Origin of the sequence: Bacillus norwichensis, from assembly GCF_014836955.1 — a bacterium.
GTDB lineage: Bacteria > Bacillota > Bacilli > Bacillales > Bacillaceae_C > Siminovitchia > Siminovitchia norwichensis.
This window is the reverse complement of the sequence record NZ_JACSPV010000017.1, coordinates 46,341-69,188: the sequence shown is the minus strand read 5'-3', so window position 1 is coordinate 69,188 and position 22,848 is coordinate 46,341. Positions and strand designations below refer to the sequence as shown.

The 22,848-nt window shown below is 40.7% G+C and carries 16 protein-coding genes and 1 riboswitch; of the genes, 4 read left to right on the top strand and 12 right to left on the bottom strand.

Annotated features, from left to right (window positions below):
- Positions 1-56: 56 nt before the first annotated feature.
- Positions 57-1,094: a YkvI family membrane protein gene (locus H9631_RS11415; protein ID WP_191812880.1), complete on the bottom strand. Its 1,038-nt coding sequence runs from the start codon at positions 1,092-1,094 to the stop codon at positions 57-59.
- A 197-nt stretch (positions 1,095-1,291) separates the two neighbouring features.
- On the opposite strand from H9631_RS11415, the gene H9631_RS11410 reads away from it, so the two are divergent.
- A complete protein-coding gene (locus tag H9631_RS11410) occupies positions 1,292-3,436 on the top strand; it encodes an ATP-dependent Clp protease ATP-binding subunit (protein ID WP_191812878.1) in 2,145 nt (714 codons plus the stop codon).
- 148 nt (positions 3,437-3,584) lie between these two features.
- On the opposite strand, the gene H9631_RS11405 is transcribed toward H9631_RS11410, so the two are convergent.
- Both H9631_RS11405 and H9631_RS11400 read right to left on the bottom strand, forming a co-directional pair.
- Positions 3,585-3,908, bottom strand: a complete 324-nt coding sequence (locus H9631_RS11405) for an aspartyl-phosphate phosphatase Spo0E family protein (RefSeq protein ID WP_191812877.1) — start codon at positions 3,906-3,908, stop codon at positions 3,585-3,587.
- A gap of 62 nt (positions 3,909-3,970) precedes the next feature.
- Positions 3,971-4,477 carry a methylated-DNA--[protein]-cysteine S-methyltransferase gene (locus tag H9631_RS11400; RefSeq protein ID WP_191812876.1) on the bottom strand — a complete coding sequence of 169 codons (507 nt, stop codon included), beginning with the start codon at positions 4,475-4,477 and terminating at the stop codon, positions 3,971-3,973.
- A gap of 124 nt (positions 4,478-4,601) precedes the next feature.
- Between H9631_RS11400 and H9631_RS11395 the strand changes: the two genes are divergently transcribed.
- On the top strand, positions 4,602-5,627 hold the full coding sequence (locus H9631_RS11395; RefSeq protein WP_191812875.1) for an acyltransferase family protein: 1,026 nt from the start codon (positions 4,602-4,604) through the stop codon (positions 5,625-5,627).
- Between the two features lie 335 nt (positions 5,628-5,962).
- The gene (locus tag H9631_RS11390; protein ID WP_191812874.1) at positions 5,963-7,735 is read left to right on the top strand and encodes a B12-binding domain-containing radical SAM protein; all 1,773 of its coding nucleotides are present in this window, start codon (positions 5,963-5,965) and stop codon (positions 7,733-7,735) included.
- 220 nt (positions 7,736-7,955) lie between these two features.
- On the opposite strand, the gene H9631_RS11385 is transcribed toward H9631_RS11390, so the two are convergent.
- Entirely contained in the window at positions 7,956-8,942 is a 987-nt protein-coding gene (locus H9631_RS11385) for a diaminopimelate dehydrogenase (protein WP_191812873.1), read from the bottom strand.
- A gap of 40 nt (positions 8,943-8,982) precedes the next feature.
- The gene (locus H9631_RS11380; RefSeq protein WP_191812916.1) at positions 8,983-10,344 is read right to left on the bottom strand and encodes a TrkH family potassium uptake protein; all 1,362 of its coding nucleotides are present in this window, start codon (positions 10,342-10,344) and stop codon (positions 8,983-8,985) included.
- A 207-nt stretch (positions 10,345-10,551) separates the two neighbouring features.
- On the opposite strand from H9631_RS11380, the gene H9631_RS11375 reads away from it, so the two are divergent.
- The gene (locus H9631_RS11375) at positions 10,552-10,752 is read left to right on the top strand and encodes an alpha/beta-type small acid-soluble spore protein (RefSeq protein ID WP_120117136.1); all 201 of its coding nucleotides are present in this window, start codon (positions 10,552-10,554) and stop codon (positions 10,750-10,752) included.
- Positions 10,753-11,315: 563 nt separating this feature from the next.
- Here H9631_RS11375 and H9631_RS11370 read toward each other — a convergent pair.
- The 7 genes from H9631_RS11370 to H9631_RS11340 all read right to left on the bottom strand — a co-directional run bounded on the left by H9631_RS11370 (position 11,316) and on the right by H9631_RS11340 (position 22,662).
- The gene (locus H9631_RS11370) at positions 11,316-12,086 is read right to left on the bottom strand and encodes a TerC family protein (protein ID WP_191812865.1); all 771 of its coding nucleotides are present in this window, start codon (positions 12,084-12,086) and stop codon (positions 11,316-11,318) included.
- Positions 12,087-12,124: 38 nt separating this feature from the next.
- Positions 12,125-12,291, bottom strand: a riboswitch (yybP-ykoY riboswitch).
- Between the two features lie 66 nt (positions 12,292-12,357).
- A complete protein-coding gene (locus H9631_RS11365; RefSeq protein WP_191812863.1) occupies positions 12,358-15,438 on the bottom strand; it encodes an efflux RND transporter permease subunit in 3,081 nt (1,026 codons plus the stop codon).
- 165 nt (positions 15,439-15,603) lie between these two features.
- Positions 15,604-17,181: a peptide chain release factor 3 gene (locus tag H9631_RS11360; RefSeq protein WP_191812862.1), complete on the bottom strand. Its 1,578-nt coding sequence runs from the start codon at positions 17,179-17,181 to the stop codon at positions 15,604-15,606.
- 397 nt (positions 17,182-17,578) lie between these two features.
- Positions 17,579-19,180, bottom strand: coding sequence for an ABC transporter permease (locus H9631_RS11355; protein WP_191812861.1), 1,602 nt, complete (start codon positions 19,178-19,180; stop codon positions 17,579-17,581).
- Entirely contained in the window at positions 19,180-20,082 is a 903-nt protein-coding gene (locus H9631_RS11350; protein WP_191812860.1) for an ABC transporter ATP-binding protein, read from the bottom strand. The genes H9631_RS11355 and H9631_RS11350 overlap by 1 nt, the downstream gene beginning before the upstream one ends.
- Positions 20,083-20,097: 15 nt before the next feature.
- Positions 20,098-20,835, bottom strand: coding sequence for a TetR/AcrR family transcriptional regulator (locus H9631_RS11345; protein ID WP_191812859.1), 738 nt, complete (start codon positions 20,833-20,835; stop codon positions 20,098-20,100).
- 33 nt (positions 20,836-20,868) lie between these two features.
- Positions 20,869-22,662 carry an L-lactate permease gene (locus tag H9631_RS11340; protein ID WP_191812857.1) on the bottom strand — a complete coding sequence of 598 codons (1,794 nt, stop codon included), beginning with the start codon at positions 22,660-22,662 and terminating at the stop codon, positions 20,869-20,871.
- Positions 22,663-22,848: the final 186 nt, after the last annotated feature.

The window sequence follows — 22,848 nt, the reverse complement described above, 5'->3', positions numbered from 1 at the left end:
CTTCTACACCAGATTTATGACACCATCATTATAAATTATAGCCCGGCGAGCATGCCTCACCGGGCTTTAGTCGGTTTAATCAGCAGTAACAATAAAAAACCGATACTAATATAGCCAAATAGTGGATATAAAAGCTCTAGTAAAGTCCCATAATTCACCAGACTAATCACATAAATAGCTACTAAAAGACAAGTATAGATCCAAATGCTCCGAAAAGGCACATAACCTCGTATCTGCCTTTCCAACCCGTACAGATTCCCGATGACTGATGTGAAAATCTCTCCATATATGATAAGAAGATATAAGAAATAGAATGTGTCTGCCATACCCTTTACAATCATTGCCATCGGAATGTTATATTGTACAGGGTCTGCCAGGGTTCCAAGTGATATATGGCTAGATAATAGGATAGCAGTAAGGAGAAGACCCCCTATCACCCCTCCTTTTTTAATAACGGAACGATCCTTTATTTCAGCAGCCATCGGGACCAAAACAGCTTGAGCCAAAGCCAGGTTGAAGGCTGCATACGAAAAAGCAGAGAGAACTGCTTTCCCACCTAATCTCCAATTTAAAACTTCATTAGTTGAAAAAACTCGACTGCCTGTTTTCAGCACAATAAACATAACAAAAAAATTGAAAATAACCATCATAGGCACAACAAATGTATTGACCGCAAACAATCCCTTCATCCCTGCCGCCATAACGATCAGTGTGAGAACAATGGTGATAGCCACCCCTGTTCGCGCCGGCAATCCTAACTGTTCAGTAAATAAGGCCTCTGCACCTGACATCATAACAGCACATACTCCCGTTAGCATGATCATTAAAAATATATTCATGACTGTTGCAAGATGAGGCCCAAATAAATACTCATTCAATTGTTCAAAAGATTTCGCCTTAATATCTATCGCCACCAGCATGATTTTTGATCCCAACACGATAAACAGGACACCCGCCAGAATGATTGCCACAGTACCGTAAAAACCGAACCGAGTAAAAAACTCGACGATCTCCCGTCCAGTTGCAAATCCTGCGCCTACAATTGTTCCCACATAAACTGAAGCGACCTGGAAAGCCTCTGACCATTTTTTCAACAGGCTCCCCCCTTTCCCCTACCTTATCCATATGAGACAGGCCTCCAAAAAATAATTTTTTTGATCAAAAGGGTTGAAAGTCAAAAAAGGTCAGTGTATAATGAGTTCACAAGGTCAAAGTTGGTCAAACAACAGACCTGTTTTTCACAACTAATTGGTCAAAATTGGTCAAATCTGAAAATGGAGGTTAGATGCATATGCTATGCAGCAAATGTAATCAAAGAAATGCTAACATTCATCTCCACGTCAATATCAATGGACAAAAACAAACTTTGGCATTATGCTCCACCTGCTATACCAGTGAAAAGCAAACTCTAGGCGCTTTGGGAGGATCCCCTCTTGGAGGATTTGATCAATTCTTCAAAGGTTTCCCAGGGGCAGAAGAAAATACATTTCAACCAAATATAAATGGGAATGTTCAGGAAAAATCCGCTGGTGGGCAAGGCGGGGGATTCTTAGATCAGTTCGGCCGCAACTTAAACAATGCTGCCAAAGCAGGATTGATCGATCCTGTCATTGGACGCGATGAGGAAATCAGCCGCGTAATTGAGATCTTGAATCGCAGAAATAAAAACAATCCTGTCTTGATTGGTGAGCCAGGGGTTGGTAAAACTGCTATCGCAGAAGGGCTTGCCTTAAAAATAATCAAGGGCAATGTACCTTCCAAATTAAAAAATAAAGAAGTTTATTTGCTTGATGTCGCTTCCCTTGTTGCTAACACCGGTATCAGAGGACAATTTGAAGAGCGCATGAAGCAACTGATTGCTGAGCTACAAAGTCGTAAAAACATCTTGCTTTTCATCGATGAGATTCATTTGCTTGTCGGTGCGGGATCGGCTGAAGGCTCTATGGATGCCGGTAACATTTTGAAACCGTCGTTGGCAAGAGGAGAATTGCAGGTCATCGGTGCCACTACTTTAAAAGAGTACCGTCAAATTGAAAAAGATGCAGCATTGGAAAGACGGTTCCAGCCAGTGCAAGTTGGAGAGCCGAGTAAGGAAAAAGCCTTGGAGATTTTAAACGGTTTAAAAGACAAATACGAAAAATTCCACGAAATAACATACACGGATGATGCCATCAAGGCATGTGTTGAATTATCAAGCCGCTACATCCAAGATCGCTTCCTGCCAGACAAAGCCATTGACTTAATGGATGAAGCCGGTTCAAAGCTGAATTTGATGATCAAAGAACCAAATAAAGAAGAAGCGCAAAAACGTTATGTCGAATTGGAAAAAGAAAAACAAGCTGTCTTAGCCCGAGAAGACTATGAAACTGCAGCTAAACTCCGGGATGAAGAAGCACAGTTAGAGAAAATTCTAAATGACGACTCATCAACCCCACGTATGATAGTAGATGTTAACCACATCGAGGACATCATCGCTGCCAAAACAGGAATTCCAGTCGGCAAATTGGAATCAGATGAGCAAAAGAAAATGCAAAATCTTGTTAATAATCTTTCTTCAAAAGTCATCGGTCAAGAAGAAGCCGTTCAAAAAGTAGCAAAAGCCATCCGCCGCAGCCGAGCTGGTTTAAAAGCAAAAAATCGTCCGATCGGATCATTCCTTTTCGTAGGACCGACAGGTGTAGGTAAAACAGAACTGACAAAGGTTTTGGCTGAAGAGCTCTTTGGAACAAAAGATGCGTACATTCGGCTGGATATGAGTGAATATATGGAGAAACACAGCGTGTCAAAATTAATTGGGTCTCCTCCAGGATATGTAGGACATGAGGAAGCGGGTCAACTGACTGAAAGAGTACGCCGCAATCCCTACAGCATCATCTTGCTTGACGAAATTGAAAAAGCGCACCCTGATGTACAGCACATGTTCCTGCAAATTTTGGAAGACGGCCGTCTAACTGATAGCCAAGGCAGAACTGTAAGCTTTAAAGATACGGTTATCATCATGACAAGCAACGCCGGAACAGGTGTAAAAGAAATACAGGTCGGATTTGATAAAAGTGATGCATTAAAAGAAACTAGCATTCTCGATTCACTCGGATCATTCTTTAAACCGGAATTCCTCAACCGTTTCGATGGAATCGTAGAGTTCCGCAAGTTGGAGAAAGAACATTTGTTAAAGATTGTTAGCCTGCTCCTTCAGGAATTGTCTGATAATCTGGCTGAACAAGATTTGTCGATTGAAGTGACCGAAGAAGTAAAAGAAAAATTGACAAGCCTTGGATATCATCCTCAGTTTGGCGCCCGCCCGTTGCGCCGTGCGATTCAAGAACAGCTTGAAGACCAAATCGCAGATTTCATCTTGGATAATGAAAATGCCAAACAGCTTCAGGCAGTAATAGAAAATGATAAAATTGTTGTAAAAGAAAAAGAGATTGCCTAATTAAATGGCAGTCTCTTTTTCATAGCTGATAGCATTCATCACTTGTGATTACATTATGTTATGCGACAACGCCTGGCCCTTCAAGATCTGTCTTATGCTTGTCAGAGTATAATCAATGAACTGGCGTTTTCGCTTTTGTTCTCTATTCTTATGATGTTTGTACACGTCTGGCAGGATACGGTTTCGAGAATATCACAAACGATTGTTTACGGCTTTGGTTTGATGTCTTAGCAGAGGATGTCGATTGATAGATATGATAATAATCATTTAAAAGTTGGTCAAGTTCATGGCTGCAAGTAATCGTTTCATCCGCACCTAATCCGTATTTTTCACCTAGAACGAACATTTCTTCCCGCTTTTGCTGAATCTTTGCTAAAAAAGAGCTTTGATTCTTACTGCTGTAACACATGTATTGCTTACCTCCGCCATCAATTCTTTTCAACTTTTCTATTGTCTCAAAATTATCCAACAATGTAAACAAATATCCAGCAATTGACACCATTCGGACAAAAAAAACTTATTTTATGCCATTCTTCATAGAACACCTTCCAATTTTAACAATAGCTCCTTTTTATCGACTTGATTTCCCGCATAACCCGTTAATTTGTTATTTTTTCCAATTACACGATGGCAAGGGATCAAGATAGGCAAACGATTGGCCCGGTTAGCTTGTCCTACTGCTCTCACAGCTTTTTTATTTTGTATGGAAGCCGCGATATCGGCGTATGTTCTCGTTTCTCCATAAGGAATGTCCAATAGAGCATTCCACACAGCCTTCTGAAAATCCGTTCCCTCAATCAACAGAGGGACTGTAAATTCTCTCCTTCCATGTTTGAAATAATCCATTAATTGATCAACTGCCTCTTTTAGGATAGGATGCCTTTTGCCCTCCATCATTTGTTCTCTGATTGTTTGAGGAACATCCTCTCTATAAAAAAAAATGCCTGTCATTCCAAAATCTTCAGCAGTTAGAAACAGATTACCTATTGAACTGTCTATTTCAGTATAATAAAATCGTTTTGTACAAGAATCCTGTCCCATTATATTAGTCTCCTTATTATTTCCTATCATTATTTTCTGTCATTTGTAAAATAAACGTAATGTTTATCCGTTCATATAGAGGGAAAAAAGCATTGTGACCAACTTCGTTTGTAGGTGATATTTGATGAGACAAAGAGATTTTTATTTTGATAATGCTAAAATCCTGTTGATTTTCCTAGTCGTATTCGGGCACTTCCTTCAATCCTATATTGAAACAAGTACGTTCATTTCCTTTGTGTATAAGTTCATATACACCTTTCATATGCCTGCCTTTATTCTGATTTCAGGTTTCTTCGCTAAAGGCATATATGAAAAAGGCTATATTGCCAAAATCACCAAAAAACTGATTCTGCCCTATATTTTATTCCAAATTACCTATGCCGTATTTTACTATTTTCTACACAGCAAAGATACTTTTAAACTTGAATTTTTCGAACCGCATTGGTCCCTGTGGTTTTTGATTAGTCTCTTTTGCTGGAATATCATGCTGTTGGTGTTTAGTCATATGAAACCTAAGTTTGCTTTGAGCATCGTTCTATTAGCTGGTCTTATAGCAGGTTATTTCGACTGGATTTCAACGTACTTCAGCTTGTCGAGGACCATTGTCCTCTTTCCATTTTTCTTAGCAGGCTATCTTTTAGGCAAAAAAGATTTCAAGACACTTGTTCAACCAAAAGTAAAATTAGCGGCGCTCCTTATTATACTTATCGTAGCTATCGGAATCCTAAGTTTTCCTGACTTAAATGAAAAGTGGTTCTTTGGTTCAAAAGCATACAGTGAATTTAAAGGCGAAGAGGCTTTGGGAATGTTTCAACGAGCAGGAATATACATGGTTCAGTTTGTAATGACTGCCTGTTTCTTTGCATTTGTTCCACGTCGTCAATTCTTTTTTACAAACTGGGGAAGAAATACATTGTACGTCTACTTGCTGCACGGATTCATTGTACGTACATTTAGGGGAAGTGATCTAGAGGATTACGTCGATCAAGTGCAAGCTATACCTTTATTATTGGTCATCAGTCTTCTATTGACTGCCCTCCTTTCCAGTAAGTTTGTAACGAGTCTGACCCAACCCATTATAGAATTGAAGTGGTCGAAGCTAAAACAGGTTGCACATCGGCTGCGAAATGAATACAGTTCAACCGGATAGGAGCGCTTAGCCCGCTCTTTTTTTAGTTTACCGTATCTTTCTCCCATATTCGCCATATTTCGAAAAGTTCCTGCTTCTTTTATATCGAATTGTGGTTTTCTTTTTTCTCCGCTAAAATAGATGAAGTAATGATAGGAAAAGCTTGAAGCTAGAGATGTAACAAAATGATTCAAATAAGAAAATCGCAAGGCGTCCCTTTAGCGACGTACAAACATTCAGCCGGGGTTCAAAGCCTCCGGTAGATGCCACAGAATTTCAGAGAAAATTTATCGAGCAAAGGCGCATTTGATTTTTATATTTTCTTTAACGGATGAAAAAAGGAGCTGCCCAACAAAATGAAAGTCATCGCAAGTACGCTTAATGCAAAGTTTATCCATACCAATTTAGCTATACGCTATTTAAAAGCGTATGCCGCCCCAGAGCATGATATTGAAATAGCAGAGTACACAATCAATGACCCTGCCTTGAATATCGTAACGGACCTATTTTCCAAAAAACCGGATGTTGTCGGTTTCAGTTGCTACATATGGAATATTGAGCAAACGGTCAAAGTGATCAAGATTATGCGTAAAATTATGCCCAGTGTCAAAATTGTGCTGGGTGGGCCGGAGGTTTCCTATGATGTTGTACATTGGCTGCAACGTTTAATCGAGATCGACTTTATCGTCATCGGGGAAGGTGAAGAAACATTCAAAATCCTACTTGATGCCCTTAAAAACGGGACAGATACCGGTGATATCAACGGTATTGGTTATATGAAGGATGGAAAACCAGTCATTAATCCTATAAGGGACAAAGTTGACCTTCGGGAACTACCTTCCCCTTTCCGTTTTCAGGAAGACAGAGAAAACCTATCCAAGCGCGTCACCTATATAGAAACAAGTAGAGGGTGTCCTTTTAACTGCCAATTCTGCCTTTCCTCCATTGAAGTGGGCGTAAGGTATTTCAATAGGGACAAAATAAAAGACGATATTCGATATTTGATGGCTAACGGCGCAAAAACAATAAAATTTGTAGACCGTACATTCAATATAAGCAGAAGCTATGCTATGGAGATGTTTCAATTCCTTATTGATGAACATGTGCCAGGCACTGTATTCCAATTCGAAATTACAGGTGACATCATGCGTCCTGAGGTCATCGACTTTTTAAATAAAAATGCCCCTTCAGGGTTATTCCGTTTTGAAATCGGTGTGCAATCCACAAATGACCTTACGAATGAGCTCGTCAAAAGACGGCAAAATTTTGAAAAACTCACCAGAACAGTCATGATGGTCAAAGAAGGTGGAAAAATCGTTCAGCATCTTGATTTGATTGCCGGACTCCCCGAAGAGGACTACAATTCCTTCCGAAAAACATTTAACGATGTTTTTGCCTTAAGACCAGAGGAATTGCAGCTCGGATTTTTAAAAATGCTGCGGGGCACGGGATTACGGATTTCCGCAAAACAGTATGGATATGTATACATGGATCATTCTCCATATGAAATTTTGCAAAATAATGTACTTGGTTTTGAAGATGTCTTGAAAATCAAACAGGTGGAAGATGTTTTGGAGAAATACTGGAACGATCATCGAATGGATCATGCAGTAGACTATATCACTTCCTCTTGCTTTGACACTCCATTTGATTTCTTTCAAAGCTTCGGATCATACTGGGACGAGCAAGGATGGTCTAGAATCGGACACCAGCTCGAAGATCTTTATAAAAGATTAATTCAGTTTTTTAATGAAAAGGAAATTCGGAATAGAAATTTAGCTGAGGGCTTAATGAAGTACGATTATTTATTAAACCATCGTTATAAGCCGAGAAAAGTCTGGTGGGACGACTCTTCATCTTTAAGCAGAGAAGAGCGATCTAATCTTTATTCTGCTCTTAATGAAAACAGCGTATTGGCCGGCCAAACATTTTCAAAACTCGGATTGACCGAGCGAGATCTCTACAAGCATACTTTAATTGAAAAATTTCCGTTTTTACTTGGTGACTTTATAGATTCTGAAAAAATAACCCCGCAGGTTTCCTACGGGCTGGTCTATTTCGATCCCGGCAACAATGGAAAATCCTCGTTTTATCCTTTAAATCCGAAGACTTTATCTGCTCTGGGATAAGGAGTTTTTGAAAGCCCTGGAAGCGAGATAATAATTTTCACGAGCAAGAGAATTAGCATTTACTTTTTCAAATCGATGTAAAAAAAGCGACATGATTTGGCACCCTTTTGGGCATCGCTGTCATAATTCAAGACTTAATTTTATCGAGCAAGAAACTCGTTCCAATACGACCACGGCAGCAGACAAAACAAAAAACCGGCAGCTTGGCCGGTTTTTTGTTTTATAAAAGTTCTTTTCTTAATTGTTCTGGAGATTTTGGCGACAGATGTCCCAATGGCACATCAAAGACCGTTTTCGCTCCTGTTTGTCCATCTTGGTTCATTTTATAAGCCGCACGAGCATAAGTGACCAGTATACTTGACGTAAACTCAGGATTGCTATCCAATTTCAATGAATATTCCACAATTTGATTTGTGCTCTCCCCTGTGATTCCGCTTCTGATAACAAATCCTCCGTGAAGCATTTTAGAATGGTTTTTATTCAATTCTTCTTCAGTAATGAAGTTGACCGTTGTGTCATAATCTGCGAAATAGTTAGGCATTGTTTTGATTTCATGCTCAATTTTTTCTTTGTCTGCGCCTTCCTTGACGACAACAAAGCACTCCCGCAAATGCTTCTCTCTTGTGGAAAGCTCAGGGTTCTCCCCTCTTCTGACACGGTTAACGGCCTCTTCGATTGGAATGGTATATTGAACACCAGCCTTGACACCCTCTAATCTCCGAATAGCATCAGAATGCCCTTGACTGAGCCCTTTCCCCCAAAACGTATAGGTTTCTCCTTCTGGCAGAACCGCTTCACCCAGCAGGCGATTCATAGAAAACATGCCCGGATCCCAACCAACTGAAATAATGCTCGTTTTATTTCCAGACTTCGCCGCCTCATCCACTACTGCAAAATACTCCGGTATTTTCGCATGTGTGTCAAAGCTGTCAATTGTATTAAAAAGTTTAGCGAACCGAGGCCCTTGCTCTGGAAGATCCGTTGCTGAACCTCCACATAAAATCATTACATCAATTTCATCTTTATATTTTTCCGCTTCTGAAATATGTAAAACCTTCGTAGAAGGATCCAGGGTTTTAACACTTTCAGGATCCCTGCGCGAAAAGATAGCCACAAGCTCCATGTCTTTATTTTGCTTAAGGGCAGATTCCACCCCTCTTCCCAAGTTCCCATAGCCATTGATGCCAATTCTAATTTTTTGGTTCATATTTTCATCCTCCTCGACAAATATCTTGTAAAACTCGGTACTAACCTATTATGACTCGTTCTTTCGGATATTGGAAGTCTGGCGCTTTGTCATTGCTCGACATGATGAATAAAAATGACAATATGCCTATACGTCCGATAAACATCAGTATAATGAGCATCCATTTTCCAAATATGGTCAAGTCTGGAGTGATTCCCATGGAAGCTCCACAAGTTCCAAACGCTGAAGCCACCTCAAAAATAATTGATATCAGACTTACGTCTTCTGTAGCAGACAAAATCACTACAGAGGATCCATACAGGATAACTGCGAGCATCAATACAACAAGCGATTTAATGACATCATCATGATGAATTTCCCGTTTAAACACTTTGATTGTCCGGCGTCCCCTCGCATAATGGAACAAAAACAATATATTCAAGGCGAACGTTGTCGTCCTAATCCCACCACCTACAGAACTCGGTGAAGCCCCTATAAACATCAATGTAGACATAAATAGAATGGTCGGGGTTGAAAGATCATTCATATCAAGCGTCAATAAACCGGCACTTCTCATTGTGGTTGATTGGAACAATGAATAAAAGAATGATTCATGCCATGACTTTCCAGATAAAAATCCGTTAAACTCTAGAGAAAAAATAACCACTGTTCCTACTGCCAGCAAAATGAAATAGGTCGCAGTAGTAATTTTTGTAAATAAAGAAAAACGAAATCTGATCTTTGTTCCTTTATAAAATAGAAATTTTCTCACTTCAGTCCAAACCGGAAATCCGATCGCTCCAAGAATAATCAAGATCATTGTTACAAATTGAACAAAATAATCGTGCGCAAACGGAATCAAAGATTCACCTGTTATATCAAAACCAGCATTGGTAGTAGCACTGACGGAGGCGAACAACCCCTGAAGAAAAGCTACCTTGGGGTCCTCAAAATAGTTCATGTAATAAGTACCAAGAACCAAGGCTCCAATCACTTCAATCAATATAATCAAAAAAAGAATTTGCTTCAGCAGGTTAACCAATCCTGACAAATTCAATTGGTTTTGATCAGTTTGAATCAATTGCCGCTGTTTTAAACCAATCTTCTTACCAAATACCAGCCAAAAAAAAGTATTGATTGTCATGATACCAATGCCCCCGACTTGAAGGGCAAATATCAAAATAAAAATGCCGGTAACGGTAAAAGTTTCGGATAAATCAACAGTTGTCAGCCCTGTGACACTTACTGAACTGGCTGCTATAAATATCGCATCCATCGCAGACCAATCTGCCCCCTCCAACCTAGCCACTGGCAAACTAAGCAGGAGTGCTACGACGCCAACCGTCAAAAAATAATAAGAGACCAATACCCGAAAGGGGGTCAGCGACATTTTATAAAGTCTTCGTTTATGAAGTGGTTTCATATTTCTCATTTCCTCTGTCATTTCCTCTATCATTCATCATTATTCCATAATAAGCAAAATACCGGTGGATGAAAAGGGGTATATACAAATCAGATAAATTTTATTCCAAATGTACCAAAAAACATGCAACATGTTCCAGCATTACTTTTTCCATTTCAGAACATAATATCACTAAGGCTTAAAAGCTTACTTTAAGGAGGAACCATTATGGGACAGAGAAGCAAACAATTACTTGTTCCTGGAATAGAACAATATTTAGATCAAGTGAAACTTGAAATTGCCCAGGAATTTGGCGTCGTTCTAGGATCTGACACTGTTGCAAGAGCTAACGGATCTGTTGGCGGCGAAATAACAAAGCGCCTCGTTAAACAGGCACAAGCACAATTATCCGGTAATCAAGAGCAGTAAGAAAAGCGAAAGCGACTGATCATCGACGCACAGACTGGAGTGCCTTCGACGAGATAAAGGAAACACGGTGAGCCATAGGCGAACGATGTTGACTTATCGTAGGAGGAGGCGCGAAGTCTGCTAGTCGATAGGCGCTGTAGCTGGACAATAGAAAAGCGAGAGCGGTTGTTCATAAAAAAAGTAGACGTTAGGGCGGGCTTAGTGCCCGTCCTTTTCCATTATAAATGTTCGCTAATGGAGAAATAAATTTCATCCTATGTATTTTCTTGTAATAACGGTCATTAATAGCAGATTAACTTCAAAAACAAAAGAAAATTTCTGCTTTTGAAGACAGTATTTTGCTTTTCCAGATAGTATTCCCCTTTGTTCTGTCAATATCTTCCTTGGATAGTTTCAGACGATATTTTTTACTTATATCGTGTTTCAAAATCTAAAATCGTCAGGTACTTCCAGATACTTTCAAGAAGAGACATCATAAATAAAAATCAGTCGGCGAAAAACGATCGAAAACATTTTTCCGCTGACTGATTACTATAAGTACTTTAAATAGCTCAGTTTTAAGATTATTTATTCGATGATTGAAGAATAGCTTTTTTCTTTGATGCAAAATATCCGGAAACAGCAATCAATACCAGGACAACCCAAAAGGTCAATTTCCATTCAAACGATTCCGGAAAATGAGGGTTCAATAATCCTATTTTTTCGTGGGATAATGTTAGCACGGCCAATTTTACCCCAACCCATCCGACAATCAAAAAGGCGGATGTTTCCAGCCCAGGATACTTAGACAGTAGGCTTACAAAGGAGTTTGCGGCAAATCGCATGATAATGACTCCAATTAGACCGCCCAGCAGCATGACGAGAAATTGTCCTCCATCAATGCCTCCGATCTGAAACCATCCAGTTGGCTTAAGGGTGACCGCAAGCACAACAGCGGCAAGCATTGAATCAATCGCAAATGCAATATCAGCCACTTCCACTTTCAATACAGTGAACCAGAAAGACTGGATTTTGCTTTTTTCTTTTACCTTTTTTTCTTTTTCTATCCCCATATACTTTTTCACAAGATAATGAACAGACAAAAATAATAAATAGGCTGCACCAATTGCTTGAATCTGCCATACATTAACTAAAAAAGTAATCAAAAATAATGCCGTGAATCGGAAGATGAAGGCTCCAAACAAACCATAGAACAATGCTTTCCTCTGCTTGTCTTTTGGAAGATGCTTTACCATAACAGCCATAACAACGGCGTTATCTGCTGCTAATATTCCTTCCAGTCCAACTAATACAACCAACACCCATAAATACTCTAACATCAATGATAATTCCAAAAAAAACCCCTCCCGCGAAAATGTTCAACATTCCCATCGGCATTTTCTTTTTCAAAAAATCAAAAAAGACCCTTGCCCGATGGGCAAAGGTCTTGCTGGACACGTTCAATGCCAACAAAGCCGGTGAATTTCTTCACGAATTGACGACTTTGTTTCAAATGAGCGAAGAAAAGCTCATTTGATGCTACTCCCCTTTGACTATAAGTCAAGCATTATGTTGTTGACTTCATTATAGTTTATAGGCTGTTAAAATGCAATAAAAAGTTTAAGGCTATGCACGCTTTTTCGTCTTCGTGTTCATTTTCCTTGTTTCTGGATCAAACAGGCTGTACACAACCGGTATAACAAACAGTGTCAGGAATGTACTGCTGATTAAGCCTCCGATAACAGCAACCCCCATAGGCTGATTCATTTCTGTACCTTCGCCAAGACCAAGTGCCAGAGGAACCAGTCCCAAAATCGTTGTCAGAGCAGTCATCAGGATAGGACGAGCCCGGTCTTTGACAGACACAACGAGAGCTTCGTAGCTGGAAAGACCTGCCGCTTTTCGTTGATTGATATAATCAACAATGACGATAGCATTGTTAACGACAATTCCTGCTAGGATAATGACTCCGATCAATGCCGGTATACTGAGCGGGATCCTCGCAATGACGAGTCCAATTGTTACCCCAATGACCATGAGCGGTACAGTAAACATGATGACAAAAGGATACTTAAACGACTCGAATTGCGCTGCCATTACAATGTAAACTAGAATGATTGCCAGTACAAAAGCCATCATCATATCATCAATTGAGTCTGCCAATAGTTCAGTCTCTCCGCTAAATGTAATCTCCGTTTCATCCGGTAAATCAAGATCAGCGATGGTTTCCTCGACCTTTTTGGACATATCTCCAATGTTCGTCTCAGTGTCATATTTCAAGGTAAATTCTACTGAGTCCTGCTGATTGATTCTTTGGATCTCGACAGGGCCGCTGCCTGTTTTAATTTTTGAGACATCCTTTAATTCTACATACCCACCATCAGGCTTTTTAATCAAAAGAGTTTTTAGTTTGTCCATATCTGTGGTAATTTTTTTATCGTACTCGACGAAAACTCCGTACACATCAGAACTGTCGCTAATAATCTGTGTTGCTTGTACACCTCTTGTCACATCATTCACTGCAGTGGCAATTTGTGCAGGTGCAAGCCCCGCTTCAAAAGCTTTTTCCCTATCAACAGTGATTTGGATCTCTTCGACGGTATCGCTTGTACTAGTGGACAAATCCGTCACATGATTCAACCTCTGAAGCGCATCATAAATTTTCTCAGAGCTTTCACCAAGTCTGGATGCATTCGTATCCCCAACATTGAATGTTAATGTCTGAGGTGCAATACCTGAAGCCGCATCCACATTGAATCTAATCGATGTTCCTTTTTTAATATCCTCAACCTTCTCTTCCAGTCTCGGTTTTAAGTCATCAACAAACTCAAATACAGACTTGTCCCTTTTATCTAAAGGCTTTAATTTAATATACATCTCGGCGGTATTGCTTTTGGATGTGCCCTGGAATGATGATTCTTGAGTAGAACCTATTAGACTGACAAACGTATCAACGATTTTCTCATCTTTCAATTCACTTTCTATGGCTTCAACGACTTTTCCCGTTTCGGAAAGGGATGAACCGTTCTCCAACTCGAGATTGATACTGAAGAATCCTTCATCTGTCGGCGGTAGGAATTGCATACCGACCGTGAATAACCCAAGCCCGCCTCCAACGAATAACAGTAGTGAAGTGAACAAAACGAAAAAACGGTGTCTCAAAGACCAGCGAACGGCTCTATCAAGAGAATTCAACGACTTGGATCTACGCCTTCTTGCCTCATAATTGCCAGGCGGAACTTTCAGCCATCTGCTGGCAAACAGCGGAATAACCGTTAATGCCACAAATAATGAAGCAAACAGGCTGAATGAAATAGTAAAAGCGAATTCCTTGAACAGCTGACCAAGAAGACCGCTAATGAAAACGACCGGCAGGAACACAGCAACAGTTGTCAAAGTTGAAGCTGTGATAGCGCCTGCAACCTCTTTTGCCCCATCTCTTGCAGCCATCTTCGGATCTTTTCCCATGGACAGATGCCTATAAATATTTTCAATGACGACAATGGCATTATCGACCAGCATCCCGATTCCAAGAGCAAGGGCTCCGAGTGTCATAATATTCAATGCGAAATCTGCAAAAAACATCAGGACAAATGTGACAATAACAGAGTACGGAATCGCAATACCGATAATGAGAGGGCTTTTTATATTCCTTAAAAATAGGAACAGGACAAGCATGGCCAGCGCTCCCCCTATCACAAGTGAAGAAGCAATATTGCTAATTGCCATGCGGATATAGTCACCCTGATCAAATAAAACATCCGCTTCAATGTCCTTAAACTGGTCCTTCTTTAACAATACTTTTAATTCTTTTTGAAATCCTTTGGATACGTTGGCAGTATTCGCATCAGATTCTTGTAAAACACTGAGGAGGACAGAAGGGAGCTCATTTGTTCTGGTGATCATTCTTTCATCTTGCTTCTGCTGTTTCACGTCTGCAACGTCGCGAATTCTGATTTTATCACCGGTTCGTGGATTAACTGTGATCACTAACTTTTCAATTTCCTTGGCTGAATGCAGTGAACTGACAATCCTTGTTGTTAATTCCTTTCCGTCAGTTAAGACGGTTTCTCCAGGCATAGAAATATTATTCGCCTGAATCAGATTGACGATATCAGATTGTGCTAGGTTGTACTGTTTTAATTTAGACTGATCGAGAGTGATATTGATCTCTTCTATCAGTTTCCCTGTTACATTGACGTTCGCTACCCCTTCAACTCTTGTGAGCTCAGTGGTTAATTGATCCGCTAGTTTCCGCAATGATTCTTCATCCGTATCGGACTTCAGCGATAGTTGTATGACCGGGAATTGCGAAGGGTCAAATTTCAATAATCTTGGTTTAGATGCATCAGAAGGAACAGAAGTTTGATCAATTCTCTGCAAAATATCATTCTGAACATCACTAATCTGAGTAGACCATGTGAACTCAAGAACCATTAAGTTCGAGCCTTCTTCAGAAAAAGACTGAACGTTTTTGATCCCTGGCAATGTTGACAAATTCGCCTCCAATGGCTTTGAGATCTTTTCAACTACTTCAGTCGGGCTTGCCCCATCATAAGTAGTCACAACAACTGCGATTGGAGGATTGATTTCCGGGATTAATTTAAGCGGAATTTTCAACAATGACACGATGCCTAGGATGATAACGAGAAACATGGTCACAATGGTAAAAACAGGTCGCCTGATGGCAAAATGGCTTAAGTTCACGAACGAATCTCCTTTCGGATATAGAACGTTTTACTAACTGTTAATTATAACAGTTTTACATTTCGAATTTATGCTTCCTGGCAAGCATTTGATTGTTTTCATCAACTTGTCAAACATTCACATAAAAAAGATGCCCACTTGAGCACCCCTTTTTTTAAAAAAACATCAATCAATTTCCATTGGGTCCCGCAGCTTGATAGATGGATTTTTATCCATGAACCAGCGCAAAGCAAAGTCGTTTTCAAACAGAAAGACCGGTTGGTCGAATCTGTCTTTTACCAGCAGGCTTCGCTGGCTGGACAATGCTTCATCTATCTGATTGTCTTCTACCCACCTTGCAATCTTCGAGCCCATAGGCTCCATGATGACGTCCGAATTGTATTCATTTTTCATTCTATGGACAAATACTTCAAATTGGAGCTGACCAACAGCACCAAGAATATAATCTTCCATTCGATAGGTCTTGAATAATTGGACTGCTCCTTCCTGAACAAGCTGATGGATGCCTTTATGGAAGCTTTTTTGTTTCATGACGTTCTTGGCCGTAACTTTAACAAATAACTCAGGTGTAAATTGAGGGAGTTTCTCATATTGGATAATTTTCTTGCCTTCGGCAATCGAATCGCCAATCTGATACGTTCCTGTATCGTAAAGACCGATAATGTCCCCGCTCACTGCTTTATTGACTGTACTTCTATCATCAGCCAAAAACTGTGTGGACTGAGATAATTTAAATTGTTTCCCTGTCCTTGCAAGAGTGACAGACATCCCTCTTTCAAATTCACCGGAACAAATTCGAACAAAAGCAATGCGGTCGCGGTGGGCCGGGTTCATATTCGCCTGAATTTTAAAAACAAATCCGGAAAAACCCTCTGAGGCTGGGTCGATTTCACCTAGGCTTGAATTTCTTGATTGCGGAGCAGGAGCAAATTTCAAATACGTTTCCAAAAATGTCTGTACTCCGAACGTTGTCAACGCACTGCCGAAAAATACAGGTGTCATCTCACCCTCATTGAGCTTTTCAATAGAAAATTCATTTCCCGCCTCATTTAAAAGTAAGACTTCTTCAAGTGCCTGATCGTATAGTCCGGTTTGTTTAATCGGATGTTCTCCAATGACCTCACCGTCTTCATCCAACGGAAGATAGCGACTCTCATCGTCAGTCCGGAACTGTTCGATTCTTTTATAATAACGGTCATAAATGCCGTAAAATTCTTTTCCCATTCCGATTGGCCAGTTCATCGGATATGTTTCGATATCCAGTACCTCTTCTATTTCTGCAAGAAGTTCAAGAGGCGGCCTCCCCTGCCTGTCTAGTTTATTAATAAATGTAAAAATCGGAATTCCACGCATCTTACAAACCTTGAACAGTTTTAATGTTTGTTCTTCTATCCCTTTTGCCGAGTCAATAATCATAACGGCACTGTCTACTGCCATCAAGGTTCTATACGTATCTTCACTGAAATCCTGGTGCCCCGGTGTATCGAGTATATTAATCCAGAAATCATCGTATTGAAACTGCATGACGGACGACGTTACGGAAATGCCGCGCTGCTTTTCAATTTCCATCCAATCAGATGTTGCATATTTTCCTGTTTTCTTCCCTTTTACTGTCCCAGCATCCCGGATGGCTCCGCCAAATAAAAGGAGCTTTTCAGTCAAAGTCGTTTTTCCTGCATCAGGGTGGGAAATAATTGCAAAGGTTCTTCTGGAATTCACTTCTTTTGCCAAATCGTTTGCCATTCACATAAATCCTTTCATTACAATCTCTTTTTAATCTTATTCCTACAAGAGCCGAATTGCAATCATCCTTTGATTAGAAATAAGAAAAGCGCAAGCGCCTTAGTCAGCGTGGACAAACAAGCCGATTATCGAGGAGGCACTTCTTTTAGCCACCATAGAGAAGCACGGAGCAATGCGCTGGCCGTAACACCCTGTCACTAGGTAGGTCCTGTACGCCGGCTGGCTCAGAACGCGACGTCCTGCCGCTTCTCTTACTTGTACGTCCTGTACGGCGTAGCTTGGACAAAGCTAAAGCTTCCGTTGAATAAACTTTTTCCATAACAAGTAATATTTTTATTCGAAAATAAAAGCATCCGCCAGAGATATCTAGCGAATGCTTAATGGATTTTCATTTGTTTCAATATATATCACGCTTATTGTAGGCAATAAAGCCTAATGCTGTTATAACCAAAGCGGCCACCAGCAGTAAGGAAAGTGCCGTCATGCTTGCATCCTCAATCGGTAGATTTGGAATATACCCATATGGCGAAAGCTTGCTAACCCAATTTGGGAATTGGAATAAGCCGCCCAAATAAAGTGCAACGAATGAATATAATACGTATAACCAGATAAAACTGCTGATTTTAGGCACAAGGCCAATAAGTAAAACAGCAATACTAATCATGACCAACATGGCCGGATAATAAGCCATGGCTGCACCATAAATGGATGTCAGCGAAATGCCATCATCCATGACAGCAGTTCCTGCAGCCCACAGCCCCAGTGCTGCAAAGGAAATCATAACAAATGCGTTTACAGCAGATAAAAATAAATAGCTTCCCATAAGCCTGATTCGGGACACAGCCCTTCCCAATATATGATCTGCCCGCTGCTTTTTCTCTTCCCTATAAAGCTTATTCATGCTTATTAGAGGAGAAACGGTCGCCAACAAGGCCATTACAACCATTAATTTCGGGATAAACTGCTCTGTTAACGAGTAACCTTCCTTGACTGAAAGCAACTGTTCCAGCATTTCATTACCTGTAAAAAAAGCTTCCAAATCCCCCAGAACAGAACCATAAGAAAGGCCGAGAACCAGCATCCCGATAGCCCATGCGATCGTCCCTGTTCGTTGAAGTCTCCAGGCAAGCCCCAGAGTGCCTTGTAGAAAAACAGAAGCATTTTTTCTGCCAGGCTTTGCAGTGAAAAAACCGGCTTCTAAATCTCGAACAGCGTTTAAATAATTGGCAGCAGCAAACAGCATGAGGGATGCGCCAACAGATATCAATAAAGGCCACCACTTATTCCCAGAGTAAACCTGTGCACCAGTAACCCATCCCAGTGGCGAAAACCATGAAATCGTTTCATTCCCAACATCACCAAAGGCACGCACAAGATAGGAGAAGATTAAAAAAGAGATGGAGAGTCCAGTCGCACTCCGTGCACTTTCAAAAAGCTGAGCAAAAAAAGCGGCAATACCTGCGAAAATTAGTCCAGCTCCTCCCAAGACAAATCCATATAAAAGGGAGCCTTGAAAGTTCATACTGTCTATTCCTAATACGTATAATCCAAAACCTGTAATTAACGCTAAAGCAAGATTCACCGAAAATAATACAAGGCATGACGCATTCAAATTTGCCAGTCTGCCCACTGGTAATGAGCGAATTACTTCTATCCGTCCCTCTTCTTCTTCGCCTCTAGTATGACGAACCATCAGGAGGATATTCATGATGGCTACCGCAACCGCAGTTAAAAGCAGCATTTGATGAGCCGTCATCGCACCAATCGTATAGCGGTCCAGCTGTCCATGTCCCACCATAGCGGTCATTGCGGGATTTCTCATTGTTTGGGCCATAATATCCCTTTCCTGCTGCGTGGCATATAAATCAGAAAAGGCGACCGGAACCATCAGTGTAAAAAAAGTGATTCCAGCAATCCAAAGCACAATTTTTAATCGATCTGTCCTGAGTTTGAAGCAAAAGAGGAGACTAGCTCTTGAAAATGCGTTTCCGCTATCCATTAGGAATCTCCTCCACCCTTTTGATCATGTGCATAATGACGCAAAAATAAATCTTCCAATGTAGGAGGAAAACTTTCCAATTTTAATATACCAAATTGACTGACATGTTTAATGGCACTATCCAAGCTCTCCATATCCACCTGAAACGTCACCCCGTCATCTTTTGTCTCGATCTGGTGCACTCCTTCCAAGCGATCTAATGATTTAATCGGCTGTAGCGTTTCCACATAAATATGGTTCCGAGTTAAATGACGAAGCTCTCGTAGTGTTCCTGTCTCAATAATTTTACCTTGGCGGATGATCCCGACCCTATCACACAATTTCTCCACTTCGGATAAAATATGACTGGATAGAAGGACGCTCTTTCCCTCCTTTTTCGCCTCTAATACACATTCCTGAAAAACATTCTCCATTAAAGGGTCAAGACCTGATGTTGGTTCATCTAAAATATAAAGATCAGCATCAGAAGAAAAAGCTGCAATCAATGCGACCTTCTGTCGGTTTCCTTTAGAGTACGTCCCACATTTTTTTGACGGGTCCAAATGAAACATTTCAATCAATTGTTCTCGCTTATTCCGATCATTTGCCCCTTTAAGTTTGATTAATAAATCAATTACCTCACCGCCTGTCAAATTTGGCCAAAGATGGACATCACCCGGAACATAAGCTAAATGTCGATGGATATCAACCGCTGCTTTCCATACGTCCTTTCCAAATATCCTGGCTTCACCATTGGTTGCTTTCAAAACTCCCAACAGTACGCGAATGGTTGTTGATTTTCCTGCTCCATTCGGACCTATGAAACCGAAAATCTCTCCTTTTTCTACTTTCAAGTTGACTTGATCCAATGCGGTAAATTTGCCAAATCTCTTGGTAAGATTAACCGTTTCTAGCAGGGGCACATCCACTCATCCTCTCTATTGATAGTACAGTTTTCTTAAAATATCCAAATACTCGTAAAATTCATCCCAATACGGATCAAATTGAACAGAAGAAAACTTTTTTCCTTGTAACCTTCCGATCAGATCATTCTCATAGCCCTCTATGGACCACCTAATCAGTTGAAAGGCCTTGTTTACATCAACATCCCTTCGAAACAAAGAAGTATTAATATTGTTATACATCAATGCGTAACCCGTTTGTTTTAATTTTTCGATTTTCTCATTTATGTCTGCTGGCAATTCATGCTTACCGGAAAGCAGGATATTCCCCATAAAGTTAAACACTTCAGGATACTCGGTGTAAGCCTTCATTTTCACCTTTGCAGCTTTTCTAAGTCTTTCCAGAAAATCGGGATTAGGTTCTATCTGGCTAAAATAATCATCCATAATGATGTCACAGCTATATTTAGCCAAATATTGAAATAGAGTCTCCTTATTCTTGAAATAATAAAAGAGCATCCCCTTGCCTATTTCCGCAGCTTTGACGATCCGGTTCGTTGATGCCTGTTCATATCCATTATCCGCAAACTCTTGAAGGGCTGCTTTGATAATACGATTTCGTTTATCTTCTTCAACTTTTTGAAAGGTCTCTGTAATTTCATCCACCCCTTTTATGATTTTATTCTGGAAAACAACTTCTAGACCAAAGTGGTCGATACAAATATAACAAAAATAGACCAGTATGGTCAATGAAAAGCAAGCTTGAAAAAGCATTCGCCCAATCAATCCAGGCGAATGCTTTCTCTTTTATTTTACGTTTTTAAATGGATCGGTTGAAACAGGCATTTCGACCTTGCTTGCCCGTTTTTTATTTGTAGCAATTATATAGATCGCAGCAAATACGATAATCAAGGCAATAATAGAGCCTAGATTCAATATCCCTTTCTGGGAGTACCAGACAATTGAGTAGCCGATTGCTCCAGTGAACAAGGCATAATAAGCAAAGGGAAATAGTGTTTTTCGGATAACAGTCCCTTCTTTTCCAAGGAGTCCGACAACCGCCGATGCTGCCACAACATTATGGACGCAAATCATATTTCCAGCTGCTCCGCCTACTGATTGCAATGCGACAATCCAGCTAGGATCCACTCCAATTTGAGAACCAACATCGTATTGGAAAAGAGAGAACATCATGTTGCTGACTGTATTGCTTCCTGCAATAAATGCACCGAGACCTCCGATGAAAGTAGCAAAAAACGGCCAGAACTCACCCGCAATTGCCGCAACACCATGGGCCAGTTCAATTGGCATTCTCTCATATCCAGCAGCGCCTCCGCCGGTATTTAAAAACACCTGCACCATTGGTACAGTAAAAATGAGTGCCGTAGATGCAGCCAATGCGGTTTTACCCGATTGTGCCCAGGCCCTTTTATATGCGTTCCCATTCATTCCATGTAAAAAGAATGTTATGACAGAAACTACAATAAAAATAGTACCAGGTGAGTAAAGCGGTTGAAAGCTGGCTGTTATTCCTGAATCAAACATGTTTTCAAAAGCGATCGTCCATGACTGGGTCCATTCCAGTAACGGAAGTGACTTCAATCTTGTCAATACTAGGAAGAGAGCCACGAGGACATAGGGTAACCATGCTCTAATCATGCTCATCGAACCATTTTTGTGAGCAATGTCTTTTAGAACGATTTTGCCAGTCCACTCTGGATCCCACTTTGATTCCTCTTCAAAATTCCACGTTTCCTCTTTTGGCGGTAAAAGGAAGCCTTTCTTCGCAGCCATGACAACAATCAGTAAGCCAACTAGTCCTCCTGTCATAGACGGGAATTCAGGTCCGAGCGTATTAGCGACAAGTACATAAGGAATCGTCATAGCAAAAGCAGCGAAAAGAGCAAATTTCCACACTTTGAGCCCTTCGGTGAACGATTTGTTTTTCCCGAAAAATCTGGTCATCAACGAAACGACAAACAGCGGGATTAATGTCCCAGCGATCATGTGTAAAATGGCAGCTTTTCCGCCAATCATCGTGACTAGCTGCAGAAAATCATGACTAATGCTCGGCTCCGCTGAAAGGCCCGATTGAATTCCTACCAAAACAGGTGTACCAACTGCCCCAAAGGTAACCGGTGTGCTTTGTATCACCATACCAGCTACAACAGCTGCCATTGCCGGGAAACCCAGACCTACAAGCAAAGGAACCGCCACTGCAGCGGGAGTACCAAATCCTGCGGAACCTTCAATGAAAGATCCGAACAGCCAAGCAATAATGATAACCTGAATTCTTCGGTCTTCCGAAATGTCCGTAAATCCGCGGCGGATCGTTCTCATTCCGCCGCTTTCTTGTAAAGTATTTAACAGTAAAATGGCTCCAAAAATAATGTACAAAAGCGTAATCGCTACAATGACACCATTAATGGTCGCTGCCGCGACATTCAACTCTGGGACCTTCCAGACAAACAGCGCTAGTACAACAGCTAAAACATAGGAAATAGGCATCGCCCTGCTCGCGGGCCATCTGAGACCAACAAGAAATACACCTACGGCAATAATGGGCAAGAGAGACAAAATGGCAAGTAATCCTGTACTCATATTTGCACTTTCCCCTTTCTTTTATATCAGTGCCCTTTCTAAGGTGCTTCGTTGTTTTATACAGCTGTGATCTATAGCAAAGCGAGCAGCATTAGGCGACAAGCACAAGACAAACTGAGAGGAGGTAGTATTTCCCTCTCCACAACAAGCTGCTCATTTCAATTACATCTACATCGTAAATTGATT

What these genes read in the sequence shown, in the direction of transcription:
- H9631_RS11410 (WP_191812878.1), top strand. Translation starts at nt 1,292, where the DNA reads ATGCTATGCAGCAAATGTAATCAAAGAAATGCTAACATTCATCTCCAC.
- H9631_RS11400 (WP_191812876.1), bottom strand. Translation starts at nt 4,477, where the DNA reads ATGGGACAGGATTCTTGTACAAAACGATTTTATTATACTGAAATAGAC.
- H9631_RS11395 (WP_191812875.1), top strand. Translation starts at nt 4,602, where the DNA reads ATGAGACAAAGAGATTTTTATTTTGATAATGCTAAAATCCTGTTGATT.
- H9631_RS11390 (WP_191812874.1), top strand. Translation starts at nt 5,963, where the DNA reads ATGAAAGTCATCGCAAGTACGCTTAATGCAAAGTTTATCCATACCAAT.
- H9631_RS11385 (WP_191812873.1), bottom strand. Translation starts at nt 8,942, where the DNA reads ATGAACCAAAAAATTAGAATTGGCATCAATGGCTATGGGAACTTGGGA.
- H9631_RS11380 (WP_191812916.1), bottom strand. Translation starts at nt 10,344, where the DNA reads ATGAAACCACTTCATAAACGAAGACTTTATAAAATGTCGCTGACCCCC.
- H9631_RS11375 (WP_120117136.1), top strand. Translation starts at nt 10,552, where the DNA reads ATGGGACAGAGAAGCAAACAATTACTTGTTCCTGGAATAGAACAATAT.
- H9631_RS11360 (WP_191812862.1), bottom strand. Translation starts at nt 17,181, where the DNA reads ATGGCAAACGATTTGGCAAAAGAAGTGAATTCCAGAAGAACCTTTGCA.
- H9631_RS11355 (WP_191812861.1), bottom strand. Translation starts at nt 19,180, where the DNA reads ATGGATAGCGGAAACGCATTTTCAAGAGCTAGTCTCCTCTTTTGCTTC.
- H9631_RS11345 (WP_191812859.1), bottom strand. Translation starts at nt 20,835, where the DNA reads ATGCTTTTTCAAGCTTGCTTTTCATTGACCATACTGGTCTATTTTTGT.
- H9631_RS11340 (WP_191812857.1), bottom strand. Translation starts at nt 22,662, where the DNA reads ATGAGTACAGGATTACTTGCCATTTTGTCTCTCTTGCCCATTATTGCC.